Source organism: Bordetella genomosp. 5, assembly GCF_002261315.1.
Classification (GTDB): domain Bacteria; phylum Pseudomonadota; class Gammaproteobacteria; order Burkholderiales; family Burkholderiaceae_B; genus Bordetella.
This window is the reverse complement of sequence record NZ_NEVP01000012.1, coordinates 1-19,204: the sequence shown is the minus strand read 5'-3', so window position 1 is coordinate 19,204 and position 19,204 is coordinate 1. Positions and strand designations below refer to the sequence as shown.

Here is a 19,204-nt window from a genome sequence, read left to right as displayed (position 1 = left end):
CCGATCGGGCAGAACGGCCCGGCTGCGCTAAAATAAAAGTTATCCACAGCAATCCGGGCACGACCGCATGCCGTTTTGTTCTTTTTTCGTGGCCCCGGAATCTGCCCAACCTGATGACTGACTCTATCTCTTCCGCAGCGCCTGCCGCTGAAACGCCTACGCGCACCTTCGATGAATTCGGCCTGCATCCGCTTCTGCTGAAGTCCATCGCCGAGACTGGTTATACGACACCCACGCCGATCCAGGCGCAGTCGATCCCGGTCGTGGTCGAGGGCCGCGACGTCATGGGTGCCGCCCAGACCGGCACCGGCAAGACCGCCGCGTTCACGCTGCCCATCCTGCATCGCCTGATGCCGCTGGCCAACAGCAGCGCGTCGCCCGCACGCCATCCGGTGCGCGCACTGATTCTCACGCCGACCCGCGAACTGGCGGACCAGGTGTTCGAGAACGTCAAGCGCTACAGCAAGCAGACGCCGCTGCGCAGCGCGGTGGTGTTCGGCGGTGTGGATATCGGTCCGCAAAAAGAAGCACTGCGTCAGGGCTGCGAGGTGCTGGTCGCCACGCCGGGCCGCCTGCTCGATCACGTCGAACAGAAAAACGTGAACCTGAGCCAGGTCGGCATCCTGGTGCTGGACGAAGCCGACCGCATGCTCGACATGGGCTTTTTGCCCGACCTCGAACGCATCATCCGTCTGCTGCCGGCACAGCGCCAGGGCCTGCTGTTCTCGGCCACCTTCAGCAACGAAATCCGCAAGCTCGGCCGCTCGTATCTCAACCACCCGGTCGAGATCGAAGTGGCGGGCCGCAACGCCACGGCCGACACCGTGACGCAGATCGCCTATCAAATGACCGGCGAGGCCAAGCGCGCCGCCGTGGTGCATCTGGTGAAGTCGCGCGGCCTGAATCAGGTCATCGTGTTCTCGAACACCAAGATCGGCACGGCGCGCCTGGCGCGCCAGCTCGAGCGCGACGGCGTCAAGGCCGAATCGATCCACGGCGACAAGACCCAGGCCGACCGCATGAAGGCCCTCGAGGCGTTCAAGGCGGGCGAACTCGAAGTGCTGGTCGCCACCGACGTGGCCGCGCGCGGCCTGGACGTGGCCGGCGTGCCGTGCGTCATCAATTACGACCTGCCCTACAACGCCGAAGACTACGTCCACCGTATCGGCCGCACGGGTCGCGCGGGCGCGAGCGGCGAGGCCATCGCCCTGTTCACGCCCGACGAAGAGCGCTATCTGCTCGACATCGAAAAGCTCATCAAGCGCAAGGTGCCGCGTGGTTCGCTCGAGATTCCGGGCGAGTTGCTGGCGCACAGCCATGGCCGCGGCGGTGAGCGCACCGAACGCGGCGATCGCGCGGAGCGCGGTGACCGCGGCGATCGAGGCGATCGAGGCGAGCGTGGCCGTGAGCGCTCGGCAGGCCGGGGCGACCGTCCCGAGCGCGAGCGCCGTTCGAGCGCGCCGCGCCAGCATGTCGACGAATTTTTCCTCAAGCCCTACGAGCCCTCGTCGTCGGCCCCGCCGACGGCGCCCGCCGAAGACAGCCCGCGCAACGGCGTCGCGCCCAAGCGTCAGCTGGCGGTCCTGCTGGGTGGCAGCCGCAAGCCCTGATCCGGGCCTCGGCGCAAAAAATCACGCCCCCACGGCAGCGATGCCTGGGGGCGTTGTCATTGGGGCGGGGGTGTCAGGCGGTGGCCGTGCCGCCGAGCAGGGCCTCGACGTCGGGCAGGCCGGTGCTCTGGCCGGGCGCATGGGTGTCGAGGCTGGACAGCAGGCGCTCGAGATGGCCGATGTGCGGCAGCATGGTGCCGTAGAAGAGCGTGCGGCCGTCCTCGCGCACGAGCAGCGTGGGGAAGTTTTCCACGTCTTCGTCGCCGAGAAGATCGGGGTGATCTTCGATGTCGACCCACACGAAGGTATGGCCCGGAAACTGCGCCGCGAGCGCGTCGAGCTTGGGCCGGTATTGGGTGCAGGTGTCGCACCATGCCGCGCAGAAGCACGCGACCAGCCGGCTGTCGGGCCGGGCGAGGGCGGCGCGCAGCGCCTGCGTATCGGTGCCGGGTTCGTAGAGGGGCATATCGGGGTTCCGCTGTGTTTGACTATGATACCCGGCGCGTCTATCTTGCGTCTTGCCACCCGCGCCGCAGGCCGGGCGACACACGTTTCGACTCTGGATGCTCCATGCCGTTTTCTTCATCCGCTCCCGCGCAGCGCTCGCCCGTCACCGAAGGCGCGCGCATCGCGCAGGCCTTCAAGCGCGCGCTGGTCTCGCAGTGCCATCCGAACATGCTGTTCGCGGTGCTGCTGCCGTTCCTCATCGCGCTCGTCGGCGCCATCCTGTTGCTGTGGCTGTTCTGGTCGCCCCTGACCGACTGGCTGCGCCTGGAGGCCGGGCAGTGGGAGACCGTCAACGATGTCGACGCCTGGCTCGTGAGCGTGGGGCTGTTCTCGCTCAAGATCTGGCTGGTGCCGGTGATCGCCGCGGCCATTCTGCTGCCGGTCTCCGGCATCCTCGGTCTGGTGATCGCGGCCATTTTCGTGATGCCGCTGGTGCTGCGCCATGTGGACAAGCGCGAGTACACCGGACTCGCGCGGTTGGGCACGAACGCCACGGCGGTCAGCGTCTGGAATGCCATCTGGGTCGGCGTGGTGTTCGCGATCGGCTGGCTGTTCACCCTGCCGTTCTGGCTGATTCCGCCCATGGCGCTGATCCTGTCGGTGTTCTGGTGGGCGTTCGCGTTCTCGCGCATGCTGCGCGTCGACGCCATCGTGGAACACGCCACGCCCGCCGAGCGGCGGCTGCTGATCAAGCAGCGTAACGGCGGCTTCTGGATCATCGGTTTCATTCTGGCGCTGATCAACCTGATTCCGCCGGCCTGGATCATCCTGCCGGTGTATTCGGCGCTGGTCTACGCGCACTACGGGCTGCAGGCGCTGAAAGAACTGCGCGCCGCCGAGCCTGCGGTGCCCGCCGCCGACGATCTGACGCGCCTGCCGCCCTGATCGGGGCGGACGGCCGGTCCCTGCCAGGCCGGCCTCCGCTCACGCACGATCATCGCCGCGCGACACCGCCCCTCCGATTCCGATTTTCGTTCTTCAGGACCTTGCGCCATGACCGCAGCCGTAACCCCGCGCCGTATCGGCCTCATCATCGTCGGTGACGAAATCCTGTCCGGCCGTCGTCAGGACAAGCATTTCGGCAAAATCGTCGAAATGCTGGCCACGCGCGGCATGCAACTTTCGTGGGCCGAGTTTCACTCCGACGATCGCGCCGCATTGACGGCGGCGTACCGGCGCAGCTTCGCGACCGGCGACGTGGTGTTTTCGTGTGGCGGCATCGGCGGGACGCCCGACGACCATACCCGGCAGGCCGTGGCCGCGGCGCTGGGCGTCGAGATGGCCCTGCATCCCGAGGCCGAAGAGGCGATCGCGCTGCGCACGGCCGAAATGGCCGCCAAGGGGCAGGGCAGCGCCGACATGAGCACCCCCGAAAACCAGCAGCGTTTGCAGATGGGCGTGTTTCCGGTCGGCTGCGAGGTCGTGCCCAATCCCTATAACCGGATTCCGGGCTTTTTCATCCAGGATCACACTTTCGTGCCGGGCTTCCCGGTCATGGCGTGGCCCATGCTCGAATGGACCCTGGACACGCGCTATCGCGATCTGCAGCACATCACCCGCCATGCCGAGCACTCGTTCCTGGTGTTCAGCATGCCCGAGTCCCGCATCACGCCCACCATGGTCGAGATCGAGCGGCGCTGGCCCGGCGTGCGCGCCTTCAGCCTGCCCAGCGTGGGCGAGAGCGGCGCGGCTCCGCACATCGAACTGGGTGTGAAGGGCGATCCCGAGGCCTGCGCCGAGGCGCTCGCTTTCCTGCGGGCCGACGTGCTGCGCCTGGGCGGGCAGCTGGCGCCGCCGGCGCGCTGATCGGTATCGGCCGGGTCGATCACGAGCGTTTTTGGCGGCACGGCGTTCAGGCGGTATTCAGTCTGGCGGCGTGCTTTGCCGCTTTGCGCCGCCGCGCACAAAAAGCGGTTGCCAAATCCCTGTCAGAATTTCACAATACGATAAGCCTGCCTTGTTGCGCTGCGACAAGGCCGAGCCAGCCAGCGCCATGAGGGCGCTCGCCGGCGGGTTCCGCCGCCATCCTTTTCGCTCTTACGTCCGCCTATGTCACGCCTGCCCAGAGTCGCCGCGTCCCTGCCGGGCTCCGACCAGGAGTCCGCCGCTCATGCGCCCATCGCCATCCAGGTGATCGAGCGCGCCATGAGCCTGCTCGATGCCCTGGCCGCGCAGCCCGAGCCGGTCACGCTCAAGCAGCTGTCGGCCACCACGGGGCTGCATGCCTCCACCGCGCATCGCATCCTCAACGACCTGGTCGTGGGGCGTTACGTCGAGCGCGTGGACAACGGCGTGTATCAGCTGGGCATGCGCCTGCTGGAGCTCGGTTCGCTGGTGAAGGGACGGCTCAACGTGCGCGAGGCCGCCATCGGGGCGATGCGCAATCTGCACCGCCAGACGGGACAGACGATCAATCTGTCGGTGCAGCAGGGCGACGAGATCGTGTATATCGATCGGGCCTGGAGCGAGCGCTCCGGCATGCAGGTGGTGCGTGCCATCGGCGGCCGGGCGCCCCTGCATCTCACCTCCACCGGCAAGCTGTTTCTCTCGACCTGTGACGGCCGCCAGGTGCGGGCCTACGCGACCCGTACGGGGCTGGCCGGACACACCCGCAACAGCCTGACCGAGCTCGAACGCCTCGAACGCGAGCTCGCGCTGGTGCGACGCCATGGCTACGCCCGCGACAACGAAGAGCTCGAGCTGGGCGTGCGGTGCATCGCCGCGGGCATCCACGACGATACCGGCAAGCTGGTCGCGGGCCTGTCCATCTCCGCGCCTGCCGAACGCCTGCAGGACGAATGGATCCGGCTGCTGGTCGATACCGCCGCCCAGATTTCCGAGGCGCTGGGCCATGAGCCGCTCGCACCGGGCGGCCACGAGCCGCTCGCCGAGGCGCGCTGAGGCGCTGAGGCGCCGCGGCGGGGATCCGATCCCGTCGGGCCGCACCGATCTCGTCCCGGCTGCACAAAACGCAGGCAAAAAAAAACTGGTCCGAGGACCAGTTTTTTTCGTTGCGGGTTTACTGCTTTTCGACGCCGGCCTTCTTGAACAGGCCTTCCCACTGGGGCACCTGTTGCTTGACCTTGGCGGTCAGGCCTTCGGGATTGGCTTCGGCGGTGAGCACGGTGGCGCCCAGCTGCTTCATGCGTTCCTGGAACTTCGGATCGGCCAGGCCGGCCTGCAGGCTCTTGACGAGCTTGTCGACCACGGGCTTGGGCGTGCCCTTCGGAACCCACATGCCGTGCCAGATACCGACTTCGAAGCCCTTGTAGCCGGACTCGTCCATCGTGGGCAGGTTCGGCAGCGTCGGCACGCGCTTCAGGCTGGTGACGGCGTAGGCCTTCACGGCGCCGGCGCTGATCTGCTGCGTGGTGTTGGTGGTCTGGTCGCACAGCAGGTCGACCTGCTTGCCCAGCAGATCGTTCATGGCCGGGGCGGTGCCCTTGTACGGGATCGTGAGCAGGTTCACGCCCAGCGCTTCGATCAGCATGGTGCCGCACAGATGGCTGGCGGCGCCGATGCCGGCGTTGGCCAGCGAGATCTTGTCGCTGTTCTTTTTGACGTAGTCGGCCAACTCCTTGATGTTGTTGGGCGGCAGGTCGCTGCGCGCGACGATGGTCATGGGCACGTCCACGACCAGGCCGATGGGCTCGAAGCTGGTGTAGGGATCGTAGCCGGGGTTTTTGTAGAGCGACGGGGCCGTGGAGAAGCCCGCGTGCATCAGCAGGATCTGGTAGCCGTCGGGCTGGGCGCGCGCCACTTGCGTGGTGCCGATGGTGCCGCCGGCACCGCCCTTGTTTTCGACCACGACGGTCTGACCCAGCGTGCCGCGCATGGCTTCCGCGAGCGAACGGGCGACGTTGTCCGTCGGGCCGCCGGCGGCGAAGGGCACAACCATGTTGACGGGACGCTCAGGGTACTCGGCGACCGCGGAAGCGGCCGCGGTGAGCGCGCCGGCCGCGAACAGGGCCGACAGCAAGCGTGAAGGACGGATCATGAAGTCTCCAATGCAGGGGGGATTTTGGCTGCGAGGGTTTATATAGTTATGGCCGGCCTGTGATGGTTTTTATTGGCGGCTCGACGTGGGCCAAGTGTAAGGAACTCACCCTGTTCCGTCACCTCGGGGAATTCCCGAGCAAGTCGGGGACGGTTCCCCCGGTGGTTTTTGGCCTGCGCGGGGGGCGCGCCGGGAAGGCGCACGGGCCCTGCCGGGAATGTGTCCGAGACGTGCAGGCGCCCGTGCCCGGGAGCGCCAGTTGACCGTTTTGTGTCACTTGTTGCGGCGCACAAACTTTTACTTGACACGAAAAATCAAGTGTCTAGAATATCGATTGTGCAATGCAGCAAACGCGCCTGCGGTGGCAGTACTTCCCGGACGCGCACGATGAACCGAAGTTCTTTCGGTCTTAGATCATCCTTATTCGCCGGTCCAAACCGGCACCCGTGAAGGAGAGACATGATGAGCGCCATTCCCCAACAAGTGCTGGCCCGCCAGCAAGCCACCCTGCAATCCCTGGTCGCCGCCCAATCGGCGATGTTCAGCGGCTTCGAAAAGCTGGTCGACCTGAACCTGAAGGTCGTTCGCGCCACCCTGGACGAAGTCGCCCAGAAGTCGCAACAGGCCGTCGAGCTGAAGGATCCGCAGGACGCCACCGCGTTTGCCAGCACCCTGGTTCAGCCGGGCGCCGAAAAGGCCCTGGCCTACGGCAAGCACGTGTATGACATCGTGGCCGGCGTGCAAGCCGACCTGACCAAGCTCGCCGAGGCGCACATCGCCGAAGGCCAGCAGCAACTGACCGAAGCCGTCGAGCAATTCTCCAAGAATGCGCCCACCGGCTCCGAGAGCGCCGTTGCCCTGATGAAGTCGTCGCTGGCCACCGCCAATAGCGCCTACGACTCGCTGAGCAAGGCCGCCAAGCAAGCCGCCGAAGTGGCCGAGTCGAACCTGAACGCCGCCGCCAACGCGACGTTCAAGGCCGCGACCGACGCCGCCGACGCCGCCACCAAAGTGGCCGGCCGTAGCCGCCGCGCCGCCTAAGGCAGCCTGGCAGCCGGTCCGACCGGCCTTCGCCCTGGGGTCTCCCGGGCGTGCGAAGGCCCGGTCGCCGGGGAGGTTGCGACCGACCCGGAGTCTGTAGTACCGTTGAGTGACAGAGCAGAGCTGGAATTAGGGCCACCTTCGGGTGGCCTTTTTTTATGCCTCGTCTGAACGAAACGGCACAATGAAAAACAGCACCCCAGGGGTGCTGTTCGTTTGGCGGCACGGAGCCGGGGCTCAGCGTCTGGCCAGCGCGCCGACACACTCGCCGACGAGGGCCGGACCCCGATAGATCAGGCCGGTGTAGAGCTGCACCGCGTCGGCGCCCGCCGCGAGTTTTTCGCGGGCCTGCTGGCCCGACAGGATGCCGCCCACGCCGATGATGGACATCGCCGTGCCGATCCGCTCGCGCAGGCGCGCGATCACGGCCAGCGACAGCTCGTGCACCGGGGCGCCCGACAGGCCGCCCGCTTCGTCGGCATGCGGCTGTCCCGCGACCTTGTCGCGGGCCAGCGTGGTGTTGGTGGCGATCACGCCGTCCACGCCGTGTGCCAGCAGGGCGTCGGCAATCACGTCGATCTGCTCCTGGGTCAGGTCGGGGGCGATCTTGACGGCCAGGGGCACCTGCCGCTGGTGCTGCTGGGCGAGTTCGGCGCGCTTGTCGCGCAACAGCGCCAGCAGTTGCGACAGCTCGTCGCCGCCCTGCAACGCCCGCAGATTCTTGGTGTTCGGCGACGAAATGTTGACCGTGATGTAGTCGGCGTGCGGATACACGCCCGCGAGCCCGATCAGGTAGTCGTCGGCGGCGCGCTCGATCGGCGTGTCGGCGTTCTTGCCGATGTTCAGGCCCAGGATGCCGCCGTGCTGGCGGAAGCTGCTCTTCTGCACGTTGGCCAGGAAGGCGTCGAGCCCCTGGTTGTTGAAGCCGAGGCGGTTGATCAGCGCATTGGCGCGCGGCAGACGGAACATGCGCGGCTTCGGGTTGCCCGGCTGGGCCCGCGGCGTGACCGTGCCCACCTCGACGAAGCCGAACCCCAGATTGCCCAGCGCATCGATATAGGCGCCGTTTTTGTCGAGACCGGCGGCCAGGCCCACGGGATTGCGCAGCCGCAGTCCCATCAGCGTGGTGGGCGATTCGGGCTGCGCGTGCAGCAGCTTGCGCGTGGCGCCGCAATCGTAGGCGCGCTGCAGGCCGGCAAGGGTGACCTCGTGGGCGGTTTCCGCATCCATGGCGAACAACGCCGTGCGGGCCAGGGGGTAGGCGTGAAAGAGGATAGACATGAGGCGCAATTGTAGTGTGTCGGCGCCACGGCGGCGCACCTCCGGCAGCGCCGGGGATCAGGCGCCCGCGATTTCGGCGATGTCGTCCTGCCAGACGCCATCGACCAGCATCTGCAGCGGCCGGAATCCCGCCTTATAGGCCATTTTCTGGCTCGCGCCGATCCAGTAGCCGAGATAGAGCCAGGGCAGCTCGAGCGTGCGGCATTGTTCGATCTGCCACATGACGCTGTAGGTGCCCAGGCTGCCGCGCAGGGCCGGATCATAGAAGGTGTAGACCGACGACAGGCCGTCGTCGAGGACATCGATGATGGACACCATGGCCAGGTGCCCCGATGGCGTGCGGAACTCGACCAGACGCGTGTTGACACGTGTGGTGAGCAGGAACTGCGCGTACTGCGTGCGGCTGTCTTCGTCCATGCCGCCGCCGGGGTGGCGGCCCTGCTGATAACGGGTGTAGAGCTCGTAGTGTTCGGGCGACCACGCCAGCTCGGCCACCAGCGGGCGCAGCGTATCGTGCGCACGCCAGGCGCGCCGCTGGCTGCGGCTGGGCATGAAGCGCGCGGCATCCACGCGCACCGGGATACAGGCGCGGCAGCTGTCGCAATGGGGCCGATAGGTGAAGAGGCCGCTGCGGCGAAAGCCCTGTTCGACCAGATGCGAGTACGTGCCGGCGTTGATCAGGTGGCCGGGGGCGGCGACCTGCGAGCGCGCCTGGCGACCGGGCAGATAGCTGCACGGGTAGGGCGCCGTGGCGTAGAACTGCAGCGTGGAGAAAGGTAGTTCTTTGAGCTGGCTCATCGGGACTGCCGAAAAGGTCCGAATTTGCCGGGACCGGTTCGGAACATATTAACGCCGATCCGGGGGCGCTGACATCGTTCGCCGGACGGACGACACACACCGCAGGGGGCAGCGCCGCCGTGCCGTCGCGGGCGCGTGAGAGCGGCGCCGACTCAGGCGGGCGGTGGCAGCGGGTGGAGGCGGCCGGCGGCGTCGAGCCAGCCGGGATGCCAGTCGGGCGCCGCTTCGCGCACCACGGTGCGCACATGGCGCAGAAACGCGGCCCGGGGAATCGGCGCGGCGCCCAGGCTGCCCAGGTGCGAGGTCTGCTGCTGGCAATCGATCCAGGCCACGCCCTGCGCGCGCAGAAAGCCCACCAGGTAGGCCAGCGCGATCTTCGAGGCGTCGGTGACGCGGGCGAACATCGATTCGCCGAAAAACATCTTGCCCAGGCTCACGCCGTACAGGCCGCCGGCCAGCCTGCCATCGATCCAGGTCTCGATACTGTGGGCCTGGCCCGCGGCGTGCCAGGCGATGTAGGCATTGCGCACTTCCTGGGTGATCCAGGTGCCGTGCTGGGTCTTGCGCGCCTGCGAGCAGGCCAGGATCACGTCGGCGAATGCGGTGTCGACGCGCACCTGCACACTGGCATGCGGGTGCTCGTCGCGCGCGAGCTTGCGTAGAAGTTTGCGCAGGCTGTGCGAGGGCGCGAAGTCGGCGCAGGGCAGCACCATGCGCGGATCCGGGCTCCACCAGAGCACGGGCTCACCCTCGGCATACCAGGGAAAAATGCCGTTGGAATAGGCCTGGCGCAGCCGCGTGACGGTGAGTTCGCCGCCCGCGGCCAGCAAGCCGTCGGGTTCGCTGAGCGCCGTCTCGGGCGGCGGGAAGGGCGTGTCGGCGGCGAGCCAGGGCAGCTTCAAGGTATCAGCGATGCGATTCGAGGGTGTAGTGGTGCGTGCGCAGCGCGCCGGCCCGGCGGTCGGCCAGGAAGCGTTCGAGCGTGGTGGCCACGGTGCGGAACGACAGCTCGTCCCAGGGGATCTCGGCCTCGCTGAAAAAGCGCGCCTCCAGGCTTTCGGGGCCCGGATCGAGCTCATCGCTCAGGCACTCCGCCAGGTAGAACAGATGCACCTGCTCGACCTGCGGCACATCGATGATGGTGTAGAGCTCGCCCAGCTTGATCTTGGCGCCAGACTCCTCGAGCGTTTCGCGCGCGGCGCCCTGCGCCGTGCTTTCGCCGAGTTCCATGAAACCCGCCGGCAGCGTCCAGGTGTCGTAGCGCGGCTCGATGGCGCGACGGCACAGGAGAATACGGTCCTGCCACACCGGCACGGTCCCCACGACCATGCGCGGGTTCTGATAGTGGATGGCGCCGCAGTGATCGCAGACGTCGCGTTCCCGATTGTCGTCTTCCGGCACGCGGTGGTTGACGGTCGAACCGCACTGGCTGCAGAAGCGCGCGCGGCGCGGGGCGGGGAAGTAGCGAATGGGCGAAGTCATGAATCTGATTCTACCGGTTGCACGCCGGCGCGGGAGGGCCTGACGCCGGGCTGCGCGCCACCGAAGCGCCGCTCCAGATGTTCGACGAAGGACCGCACCTTGGGCGAGAGCAGGCGGCGATGCGGATACACCGCCACCATCGTCAGCGGGGTGTGCCGATACTCGGTGAGCAGCGGCACGAGCCGGCCCGCGCGCACGTCGTCGCCCACCAGAAAATCGGGCTGCAGGATGATGCCGTGCCCGGCCAGCGCCGCGGTGCGCAGGACATCGCCATTATTGGCGCGGAAGGCGGGCGCGATGCGGATCACATGCGTGTGACCGTCGCGTTCGAAATGCCAGTCGTTGCCGGTGCTGGCGTAGCTGTAGTGCAGGCAGCGATGCTGGCGCAGGGCCTCGGGCTCGCGCGGCGTGCCGTGCCGCTCGAGATAGGCGGGCGCAGCGCACACCACGAGTTGCTGGGGGGCCAGCGGGCGCGCCACCAGCGAGGAGTCCTGCTGCGGCCCGATCCGCACCGCCACGTCGAAGCCGTCTTCGACCAGATCCACCACGCGGTCGTTCAGGTCGAGATCGATCACGACCTGCGGATACGCCGCCAGATACTCGGCGATGGCCGGCCCGAGGTTGAGCACCCCGAACGACACGGGCGCGCTCACACGCAGGCGCCCGGTGGGCTGACGGCCCTGAACCTGCAGGGCCAGATCGAGCTCTGCGAGGTCCCCCAGGATCGGGCGGATGCGCTCGAGAAAGGCCCGGCCGGCGTCGGTCAGGCTGAGTTTGCGCGTCGTGCGATTGAGCAGGCGCACGCCGTACTTCTGCTCCAGGTAAGCGATCTGCCGGGTCACCACCGACCGGGCAAGTCCGGCTTTTTCGGCGGCGGCGGCGAACGACCCCAGTTCGATGACCTTGGCGAAGGTCTGCATGGCGGTGACCGTATCCATGAGCGCTCCAGCTTTGTTTCAATTCGGGGAATAATTATTTGCAATTCTGCATGTTTATCTTGATTTTAGGAACCGACAGAATGCCGCCATCGCGTATCCGCGATGTTTTTCGGTTCCGAATTGGAGATAACAAAATGATCGATACCCGCACCGCCCCGTACGCCGCCTTGCTGCTGCGTCTCGCCCTGGGCGTGATGTACCTGGCGCACGGCCTGACCAAGCTGATGGTGTTCACGCTACCCGGCACCGCGAAGTTTTTCGCCAGCGTGGGCTTCCCGGGGTGGCTCGCCTACCCGGTCACCGCCTTCGAGATCGTGGGCGGTCTGTTTCTCATCATCGGCGTGCTGCCGCGCTGGGTCGCGGCGATCGCGGCGGTGCAACTGCTGGCCGCGGCCAGCGTGCACTTCGGCAATGGCTGGGGCTTTGCCTCGACGGGCGGCGGTTGGGAATATCCGGTGTTCCTGGCCGTGGCCGCGGCTGCGCTTGCCCTGCTGGGCGACGGCAAGTTCGTGCTGCTTGGCAGCCAGCGCCGCGCGACGCGCTGACGCTTCTACCGCACCGCGCGTCGCGCCGACGCGTTATCCCGCAGCCCGCGTCGTGACGACGCGTTCTCCCGCAGCACACGTCGCGCCGACGCGTTGTCCGGCGGGCCGGCCGGGCCCTGTCGCACAGGGCGACGGCGAGATGCGGTGCCGGTGAGGTAAGGGCGCTAGACCGTGGGCTGTGCCACGAAGCCCAGCCTTGCCGGCAAGGCTGAGCGTGCCACCGTCAAGAGCGGCGCCGGCTCGGCGAAGGCGGGATGGCGCAGATGCAGCGCCTCGTCGTCGGGGGCGGACGACTCCAGGTGGTCCCACAGCGGGGTGCCGTCCGCCAGCGTCAGCACGTCGATCACGCCGGCCAGATCGCGATCCTCGATCACGCCCGGTCCGGCGTCGGTGCTGGCGTAGAGCAGACCGGTTTCGTCCAGCCACCACGCCTGGATCGACTGGATCTCACGCCGCGTGTGCGTATGCAGCCCTGCGCCGCGCTCGGCGCCGCGCAGGATGTAGGGGGCGGCGTCTATGCGCACGTACACGCGCTGCGGGCCGTTCTGGAAGAACCAGCGGCCTTGCTCGTCGTGTTCGTAGTTGCGTTCGATGAAGGCGAGGATCTGGGTATTCGTGATGGACTCGCCCGGACCGCCTTCGGCCGCATCGCCTTGCGGATGCAGGTGCCAGCGGCCGCGACCATCGAGCGAAAGCCAGCCCGCGACGGCGGGCACGTTGGGCCAGCGGACCAGCGCGGCTTTCACATCATCATCCATGGGGCAGCACTCGTAGGGTTGCGCATCGAACCGGCTCACGCCGGCGGCGGGTTGAGAGGGCGCTGCGCGCGGACGCGCGGCGATGTTCAGGGGCGAATGACGATGGAGGGCGAGATGATGATGGCGGGCTCGCCCGGCGCCACGTAGTGCGGCTGCGGATAGGCCGCCTGCGGGTAGGCATACGACGGGCGACACTTGCGCTTCTCTTCGTAGCGCCCGTTCTTCTTCCATTTGCGCTCGACCTTGCACTGTCCATCCCAGTACTTGTCCTTGTACTCGCCATGATGATGGTGGCGGTGACGATGACGGTCGTCATGGTCGGCCATGGCAGCCAGCGGGACACAGCTCAGGGTGAGGGTGGCAAGGGCTCGGCCCAGATGGGTTCGCAAAGGCGTCGCGATCGGCATGGAGGCTAAGGCGCCCGACAGGCACGCAGAGTTGTCAACGGTTCGTAAGGTAGCAACCCGGTCCGAGGCCATGGGTACGCAAGCGTGCGCAAGGGTAACGATATGCAGAGAATGCCGCGACTGCCACTAGGGAGGCGCGTGGTGCGTGCAACATCTTTCGCCGCGGCTCGCCGCTCACGACTTGCCATTCGCCGCACGCTGCGCGCCATGCTCGCCAGCACAGGCCGGCGTGTTGGAGCGGCACGCGCCGCGCGCCGCTCGCCGCGCGCCGCTCGCCGCGCCGCCTTTTCAATAGTGCGGCGGCACTTCGTCGAGCAGGCTGCGCGGTGCCGACGGGGCATTGCGGCCCTGCTCGCGCAGGTCGTGCACTTCGCGCGCCAGCGCTTCGATCTGCTGCTGTTGGCGCGCGATGATCGTGTTCAGACTGTCGAGCAAGTCTTCGGCAAAGCTGAACTTGATCTCGAGTTCCGTCAGGCGCTCCTGCGTCTGCTGCAGCGCGTCGGGGGAAGAGGTATCGGTGGATGTCATGGTGATGGGCAGGCGAGCGGATTTGACGGGAGGGGGCGAAAGACGCTACTGTCTGAACCCATGGACGCACGCCTGACCTTTCTCGCTTCGAGCATTATTACCGCCATTATCCACATGGCGGGTCAGGCCACGAAATAGTCCAGCAAATTTCAAAGAACCCGCCTACGAGGCGGGTTCTTTTTTTTCTGTCTCGTGGGCGCTGTCGAATCACCGGAGCCCCACTTGTACGAGACCCTAGCCGCGCCCGCCGCGCCTCATACCGCCGCCACCGCCCCGCTCGCCACCGATCCCGGACAGGACCTGGCCGCGTACTACGCCCGCAAGACCCTCAACGCGCCCGTCTACGAGGTTGCCGTGCAGACGCCGCTGCAACCGGCCGCACGCCTGTCGCGTCAGCTGGGCTGCGAGGTGTTGCTCAAGCGCGAAGACCTGCAGCCGGTGTATTCCTTCAAGGTGCGCGGCGCCTACAACCGCGTGGCCAGTCTGAGTGCGCAGGAACGGGAGCGTGGCGTGATCGCCGCGTCGGCGGGCAACCATGCCCAGGGGCTGGCGCTGGCGGCCCGGCGGCTGGGCATTCCGGCCACGATCGTGATGCCGCGCACCGCGCCCGAGCTCAAGGTGCAGGGTGTGCTGTCGCATGGCGCGCAGGCCGTGCTGCACGGCGATGCCTTTCCTGAAGCCCTGGCGCACGCGCAGGCGCTGGCCCAGGCGCAAGGCCTCGTGTTCATTCCGCCTTACGACGATCCCGATGTGATCGCGGGGCAGGGCACGGTGGCCATGGAGATTCTGCGTCAGCATCCCGGCCGCATCGACGCCATCTTCGTGCCCGTGGGCGGCGGCGGGCTGATCGCGGGCGTGGCGGCCTACGTGAAGCACGTGCGGCCCGACGTAAGAGTGATCGGCGTGGAGCCCGCGGATTCCAACTGCCTGCAGGCGGCGCTCGCCGCCGGTGAGCGCGTGGTGCTCGATCGCGTCGGCGCCTTCGCCGATGGTGTCGCCGTGGCGCAGATCGGCGCGCATCCGTTCGAGGTGTGCCGGCGCTACGTGGACGAGGTGATCCTCGTGAGCGCCGACGAGATCTGCGCGGCCATCAAGGACATCTACGACGACACGCGCTCCATCACCGAGCCCGCCGGCGCACTGGCGGTGGCGGGGCTGCGCAAGTATGCGCAAGCGGGTGGCGCCCGGGGCGAGGTGCTGGTCGCCATCGACTCCGGCGCCAACATCAACTTCGACCGGCTGCGTCATGTGACCGAGCGGGCCACGCTGGGCGAGCAGCGCGAAGCCTTGATCGCCGTGACGATACCGGAGCGGCCGGGCAGCTTTCGGGCCTTTTGCGCGGCGCTCGGCGCGAGGCAGGTCACCGAGTTCAACTATCGCTATCACGCGGGCGCCGACGCGCAGATATTCGTGGGCGTGCAAACCCATCCCGAGCGTGATCCGCGCGAGTCGCTGCTTGCCAGCCTGCGCGATCAGGGCTTTTCGGTTCTGGATCTGACGGACAACGAATTCGCCAAGCTGCACGTACGGCACATGGTGGGCGGCCGGGCCGACAACATCGAGGACGAGCGCGTGCTTCGCTTCGAGTTTCCCGAGCGGCCGGGCGCGCTGTTCGATTTCTTGAGCAAGCTGGGCGGGCGCTGGAACATCACGATGTTCCATTACCGCAATCACGGCGCGGCCGAGGGCAGGGCGGCGGCGGGCCTGCAAGTGCCCGCAGAAGAACGCAACCGCTTGCCGGAGGTGCTCGACGCGATGGGCTACCCGTATTGGGACGAGACCGGCAATCCGGCCTATCGGATGTTCGTGCGCTGACGCGCGGCCGGCATGCGCGGCCTGGCCGCCATCGGTCTATCGCGCGTCCGCCCGTGCCTTAAGTGGCGGGGGTCCGCGCGATAGTGGACCGTCAGGTCAGGCCGTGAAGCGGCTGCGGCCCAGCACCCGCAGGGCCAGGTGGCGACCCGCGCTCATGAAGGGATAGAGCGCGCGCGACAGGCACGCGTTGCTGAACACCATGGCATTGAACTGATTGAAGAGATCATTGCCGGTGGACAGCAGCGCCAGCCGATTGATGCAGTCGGCGCCGAAGTAATCCTGGCCGTCCAGATGCAGCAGCATGCCCTTGTCGAGGTCGTAGCCTTGCTCGGCGTAGGTGCGCGCAAGCTCGGGATGTTCGCGCACATTGAGCAGATCGACCTGCCCGACCGCCTGGCGCAGACGCAGGAGTTTGACGTAGTTGGTGCAGAACGGGCAGTCACCGTCGTACAGCACGAAGTTGCGGGATTGAGGCATCACGAACACCGGTGGATCAGGGCATTCCAGCATACCGCGCATCGGGAACCGGTGAGCGCAAACGCCTGGCGCAGAAATGACAAAGGCCCGCATCAAGCGGGCCTGGGTCATTACTGGGTCACTGCCGGGTCACAGCCTGTTCAGCTGGAGGCGCAAGCCGGAATCGAACCGACGTACACGGATTTGCAATCCGCTGCATAACCACTCTGCCATTGCGCCGGCAGATCACAAGAAAAAAGGAAGCGAGGCGAGAGCCAGGTGCTTCCCTTTTAGATGTCTGGAGCGGGAGACGAGTCTCGAACTCGCGACCTCAACCTTGGCAAGGTTGCGCTCTACCAACTGAGCTACTCCCGCAGATTTACTGCGCTCTTCACTTTAGAAACCCGGCGACTCTTGCGAATCAGGCGTCAGGGCGGTTGGTAAACACTCAAAAAGTGTTCATGCCCTGCTGGGTTTCGGATCGCGAGCGCTTTGTTTTCACAAGGGCTGCGTGATCAGCGAAGAAAAGAATTATACATGGTTTTTTGGTTCGTGTTCAAGTTGCCGACATGACAACGCAAAAAAACGAACGTGCTCGCGATTTACTCGTCGTCCGCGCGCGGTGCGCGGCCCTGAAGCCACTCAAGATAAGGGCGGCGCGTCACTTCGGACACGGACTCCAGCACCTTGCGATGATTGACCTGATGGCGCAGCAGCAGACGTGCATCCGCGACCGCGCGCGATTTGCAGAACCAGTGGCAGCTGTGCTGCAGCAGGTAGAGCTCGGCGGACAGATGAAACGCACGGGCCTTGGGATCGAGGCCCTCGGCATTGTCCACGACATGACGCAGGCCGTTCGCGTGAATCGCGATCAACACACGGAAGTCGCGCAGCATGCCGTTCGGCAGAAAGCGCTCGGCATACGGCACGCAGAACGACAGGGCGGTCATGCGCGTGGCCTGCGGGTTTTCGTCGCGCAGGCTATTGGCCAGCGCGCGAGCCTGCGATGCCAGCGAGCGTTCGGACGGCGCGAAGGTCTCCAGGATCTGAAGCTGGCGCGGTTCGCTTTCTTCGCGGATGGCGCGCGCGTATCCCTGGGTCAGAGTCTCCATGTGCTTTTCGAGCTGGAGGTTGGCCAGGTGGCGCCCGAGCAGGGCGATGTGCGATCGCTGATATTGCACGCGCAAGAACTGCCACGCGGCAAACACCAACAACAACGTCAATGCAAAATCCATGCCTCGTGTTCCGTCAAAAGCACACCTTACCGCGCGCGACCCGCAAAGGCGCGCGGCAAAAACAAAAGGCCCAAACCGAAGTTTGGGCCTTTTGAGAATTTGGAGCGGGAGACGAGTCTCGAACTCGCGACCTCAACCTTGGCAAGGTTGCGCTCTACCAACTGAGCTACTCCCGCATGGGTACTGCAAACTGCTGTCTTGCTTGTTTTCGCTGCATTTGTGTTTCAGCGAAAGACGCGCATTATACATGTTTTTTTAAATCTGCAAACTGGGCTGAAAAATTCTTTGGTTCGAACCTTTCTGCTTGGCATCCTGGCGTGGCTTGCGCCGTGTCGGGATGGTTTGCATCAAACATGTGTTTTCGAGCGCGCTGCTCTCAAACGTCTTCGCCTGGTTGCCACTTCTTGGTTGTCACTTCTTGGTTGGCAATCTTGGTTTCGCAACCTTGGCCAACCGAGCCGCGCTACTTGAATCAAGTAAACTGAGCGAAGACAGAAACTATAGCACAACTCGTAGCATCAATGTCAACAACCCCCGCGTCTGATTCTCCGCAACCTCCCGTCGCGCTGCCGGTTCTGCCGCAGTCGCTGACCGCGCGCAATACGCTAGGCCTCGTTTGCGATGCGCGAGCGTGCTTCACGCTGGACGACCCTGCCCAGCTGCCCGCGCTCACGGTGCTGGCACGGCAATTCGCCTCGGTGCTGGTGCTGGGCGGGGGCAGCAATATGGTGCTGCCCCGTCATGTCGACGGACTGGTCGTGCGCGTTGCGCTGCGCGGCTTGCGTCTGTTGCAGGCGCGCCCGGATGCGTGGATCGTCGAGGCGGCCGCGGGCGAAATCTGGCACGAGGTCGTGGCGCAAACCCTGGCCAGTGGCTGGGATGGGCTCGAGAATCTGGCGTTGATCCCCGGTACGGTCGGCGCCAGTCCGGTACAGAACATCGGCGCGTATGGCGTCGAACTGGCCGATCGCTTCGACAGCCTGACGGCCTGGGATCTGCATGAAGGCCGGATGGTCGAGATGGACGCCGCGCAATGTCGCTACGCCTATCGCGATAGCGTCTTCAAGCACGAACCCGCGGGCCGCTGGATCATCGTATCGGTGCGATTCCGTTTGCCGCGGCCGTGGCGCCCGGTGCTGGGCTATCCCGATCTGCAGCGCCATCCGCAACTCGCGGCGGCCAGTGCCAACGGCGCGGGTCCGCGTGCGCAGGACATCTTCAATGCGGTGTGCGAGATCCGCCGCGCCAAGCTGCCGGATCCCGCCCTCATCGGCAACGCCGGCAGTTTCTTCAAGAATCCGCTGGTGTCCGCCGAGCAGCGCGAGGCCTTGCTGGCGCGCTTTCCCGACCTGGTGTCGTATGCGCAGCCCGATGGCCGCTACAAGCTCGCCGCGGGCTGGTTGATCGATCAGTGCGGCTGGAAGGGCCGCGATCTGGGCGCGGCCGGCGTGCACGAACGCCAGGCGCTGGTGCTCGTGAATCGGGGCGGCGCGCAGGCCGCCGACATCCTGGCACTCGCCCGCCGGATCCAGGACGATGTGCGGTCGCGCTACGGCGTCACGCTCGAGCCCGAGCCGGTGGTGGTGCAGGGCGCCTCGGCCTGAGCGACGACAGAGCAGACAACAAAAAAGCGGCCGGGGCCGCTTTTTTGTCGCCGGGCCGCCCCAAGACAAAAAGCGTGTATGGACCGGACAGATAGGTAACAGGTGTACGAGGACATGGGTGACACTTTTCCGGACTAGATGCCCGGGAGAGTTCCATGCCTTGGAGTGCTGTTACCGTGAGCGATCAGAAGACGGAGTTTGT

General features: G+C 66.2%; 20 protein-coding genes and 3 tRNA genes. 8 read left to right on the top strand and 15 right to left on the bottom strand.

Annotated features, from left to right (window positions below; all coding sequences use genetic code 11):
- Positions 1-113 precede the first annotated feature (113 nt).
- Positions 114-1,610 carry a DEAD/DEAH box helicase gene (locus CAL25_RS20175; RefSeq protein ID WP_094803376.1) on the top strand — a complete coding sequence of 499 codons (1,497 nt, stop codon included), beginning with the start codon at positions 114-116 and terminating at the stop codon, positions 1,608-1,610.
- A 73-nt stretch (positions 1,611-1,683) separates the two neighbouring features.
- On the opposite strand, the gene CAL25_RS20170 is transcribed toward CAL25_RS20175, so the two are convergent.
- Positions 1,684-2,076, bottom strand: a complete 393-nt coding sequence (locus tag CAL25_RS20170; protein WP_094803375.1) for a thioredoxin family protein — start codon at positions 2,074-2,076, stop codon at positions 1,684-1,686.
- 104 nt (positions 2,077-2,180) lie between these two features.
- Between CAL25_RS20170 and CAL25_RS20165 the strand changes: the two genes are divergently transcribed.
- The 3 genes from CAL25_RS20165 to CAL25_RS20155 all read left to right on the top strand — a co-directional run bounded on the left by CAL25_RS20165 (position 2,181) and on the right by CAL25_RS20155 (position 5,018).
- Positions 2,181-3,002 carry an EI24 domain-containing protein gene (locus CAL25_RS20165; protein ID WP_094803374.1) on the top strand — a complete coding sequence of 274 codons (822 nt, stop codon included), beginning with the start codon at positions 2,181-2,183 and terminating at the stop codon, positions 3,000-3,002.
- Positions 3,003-3,110: 108 nt separating this feature from the next.
- Positions 3,111-3,923 carry a competence/damage-inducible protein A gene (locus tag CAL25_RS20160; RefSeq protein WP_094803372.1) on the top strand — a complete coding sequence of 271 codons (813 nt, stop codon included), beginning with the start codon at positions 3,111-3,113 and terminating at the stop codon, positions 3,921-3,923.
- Between the two features lie 243 nt (positions 3,924-4,166).
- The gene (locus tag CAL25_RS20155; RefSeq protein WP_094803370.1) at positions 4,167-5,018 is read left to right on the top strand and encodes an IclR family transcriptional regulator; all 852 of its coding nucleotides are present in this window, start codon (positions 4,167-4,169) and stop codon (positions 5,016-5,018) included.
- A 118-nt stretch (positions 5,019-5,136) separates the two neighbouring features.
- Here CAL25_RS20155 and CAL25_RS20150 read toward each other — a convergent pair whose 3' ends face one another.
- Positions 5,137-6,114, bottom strand: a complete 978-nt coding sequence (locus CAL25_RS20150; RefSeq protein ID WP_094803368.1) for a tripartite tricarboxylate transporter substrate binding protein BugD — start codon at positions 6,112-6,114, stop codon at positions 5,137-5,139.
- Positions 6,115-6,576: 462 nt separating this feature from the next.
- Here CAL25_RS20150 and phaP point away from each other — a divergent pair, with 462 nt between their 5' ends.
- Positions 6,577-7,155, top strand: a complete 579-nt coding sequence (gene phaP, locus CAL25_RS20145; protein WP_094803366.1) for a TIGR01841 family phasin — start codon at positions 6,577-6,579, stop codon at positions 7,153-7,155.
- 237 nt (positions 7,156-7,392) lie between these two features.
- On the opposite strand, the gene CAL25_RS20140 is transcribed toward phaP, so the two are convergent.
- From CAL25_RS20140 to CAL25_RS20120, 5 genes are all read right to left on the bottom strand, one after another.
- A complete protein-coding gene (locus tag CAL25_RS20140) occupies positions 7,393-8,436 on the bottom strand; it encodes a quinone-dependent dihydroorotate dehydrogenase (protein WP_094803364.1) in 1,044 nt (347 codons plus the stop codon).
- Positions 8,437-8,493: 57 nt separating this feature from the next.
- Positions 8,494-9,234, bottom strand: coding sequence for an arginyltransferase (locus CAL25_RS20135; protein ID WP_094803362.1), 741 nt, complete (start codon positions 9,232-9,234; stop codon positions 8,494-8,496).
- 152 nt (positions 9,235-9,386) lie between these two features.
- Entirely contained in the window at positions 9,387-10,136 is a 750-nt protein-coding gene (gene aat, locus CAL25_RS20130) for a leucyl/phenylalanyl-tRNA--protein transferase (RefSeq protein ID WP_094803360.1), read from the bottom strand.
- Positions 10,137-10,140: 4 nt separating this feature from the next.
- Positions 10,141-10,716 carry an NUDIX hydrolase gene (locus CAL25_RS20125; RefSeq protein ID WP_094803358.1) on the bottom strand — a complete coding sequence of 192 codons (576 nt, stop codon included), beginning with the start codon at positions 10,714-10,716 and terminating at the stop codon, positions 10,141-10,143.
- A complete protein-coding gene (locus CAL25_RS20120; protein WP_170948555.1) occupies positions 10,713-11,654 on the bottom strand; it encodes a LysR family transcriptional regulator in 942 nt (313 codons plus the stop codon). The genes CAL25_RS20125 and CAL25_RS20120 overlap by 4 nt, the downstream gene beginning before the upstream one ends.
- 134 nt (positions 11,655-11,788) lie before the next feature.
- On the opposite strand from CAL25_RS20120, the gene CAL25_RS20115 reads away from it, so the two are divergent.
- A complete protein-coding gene (locus CAL25_RS20115) occupies positions 11,789-12,199 on the top strand; it encodes a DoxX family protein (protein WP_094803356.1) in 411 nt (136 codons plus the stop codon).
- Between the two features lie 164 nt (positions 12,200-12,363).
- Here CAL25_RS20115 and CAL25_RS20110 read toward each other — a convergent pair whose 3' ends face one another.
- From CAL25_RS20110 to CAL25_RS20100, 3 genes are all read right to left on the bottom strand, one after another.
- A complete protein-coding gene (locus tag CAL25_RS20110) occupies positions 12,364-12,957 on the bottom strand; it encodes a DUF2946 family protein (protein WP_094803354.1) in 594 nt (197 codons plus the stop codon).
- A gap of 86 nt (positions 12,958-13,043) precedes the next feature.
- Positions 13,044-13,283 carry a hypothetical protein gene (locus CAL25_RS20105; protein WP_249279182.1) on the bottom strand — a complete coding sequence of 80 codons (240 nt, stop codon included), beginning with the start codon at positions 13,281-13,283 and terminating at the stop codon, positions 13,044-13,046.
- A 369-nt stretch (positions 13,284-13,652) separates the two neighbouring features.
- Entirely contained in the window at positions 13,653-13,892 is a 240-nt protein-coding gene (locus tag CAL25_RS20100; protein WP_094803350.1) for a SlyX family protein, read from the bottom strand.
- Positions 13,893-14,114: 222 nt separating this feature from the next.
- On the opposite strand from CAL25_RS20100, the gene ilvA reads away from it, so the two are divergent.
- Positions 14,115-15,707: a threonine ammonia-lyase, biosynthetic gene (gene ilvA / locus CAL25_RS20095; RefSeq protein WP_094803348.1), complete on the top strand. Its 1,593-nt coding sequence runs from the start codon at positions 14,115-14,117 to the stop codon at positions 15,705-15,707.
- Positions 15,708-15,803: 96 nt separating this feature from the next.
- Here the strand turns inward: ilvA and CAL25_RS20090 are convergent, their stop codons facing one another.
- The 5 genes from CAL25_RS20090 to CAL25_RS20070 all read right to left on the bottom strand — a co-directional run bounded on the left by CAL25_RS20090 (position 15,804) and on the right by CAL25_RS20070 (position 17,574).
- On the bottom strand, positions 15,804-16,184 hold the full coding sequence (locus CAL25_RS20090) for a DCC1-like thiol-disulfide oxidoreductase family protein (protein ID WP_094803887.1): 381 nt from the start codon (positions 16,182-16,184) through the stop codon (positions 15,804-15,806).
- A gap of 145 nt (positions 16,185-16,329) precedes the next feature.
- Positions 16,330-16,403: transfer RNA gene (locus CAL25_RS20085), tRNA-Cys, on the bottom strand.
- A 59-nt stretch (positions 16,404-16,462) separates the two neighbouring features.
- Positions 16,463-16,538 (bottom strand) — tRNA-Gly (locus CAL25_RS20080).
- Positions 16,539-16,765: 227 nt separating this feature from the next.
- Positions 16,766-17,398 (bottom strand): hypothetical protein, encoded by a 633-nt coding sequence (locus CAL25_RS20075; RefSeq protein ID WP_094803346.1) that lies wholly within the window; start codon positions 17,396-17,398, stop codon positions 16,766-16,768.
- 100 nt (positions 17,399-17,498) lie between these two features.
- Positions 17,499-17,574: transfer RNA gene (locus tag CAL25_RS20070), tRNA-Gly, on the bottom strand.
- Positions 17,575-17,919: 345 nt separating this feature from the next.
- On the opposite strand from CAL25_RS20070, the gene murB reads away from it, so the two are divergent.
- A complete protein-coding gene (murB, locus tag CAL25_RS20065) occupies positions 17,920-19,002 on the top strand; it encodes a UDP-N-acetylmuramate dehydrogenase (protein WP_094803344.1) in 1,083 nt (360 codons plus the stop codon).
- Positions 19,003-19,204: the final 202 nt, after the last annotated feature.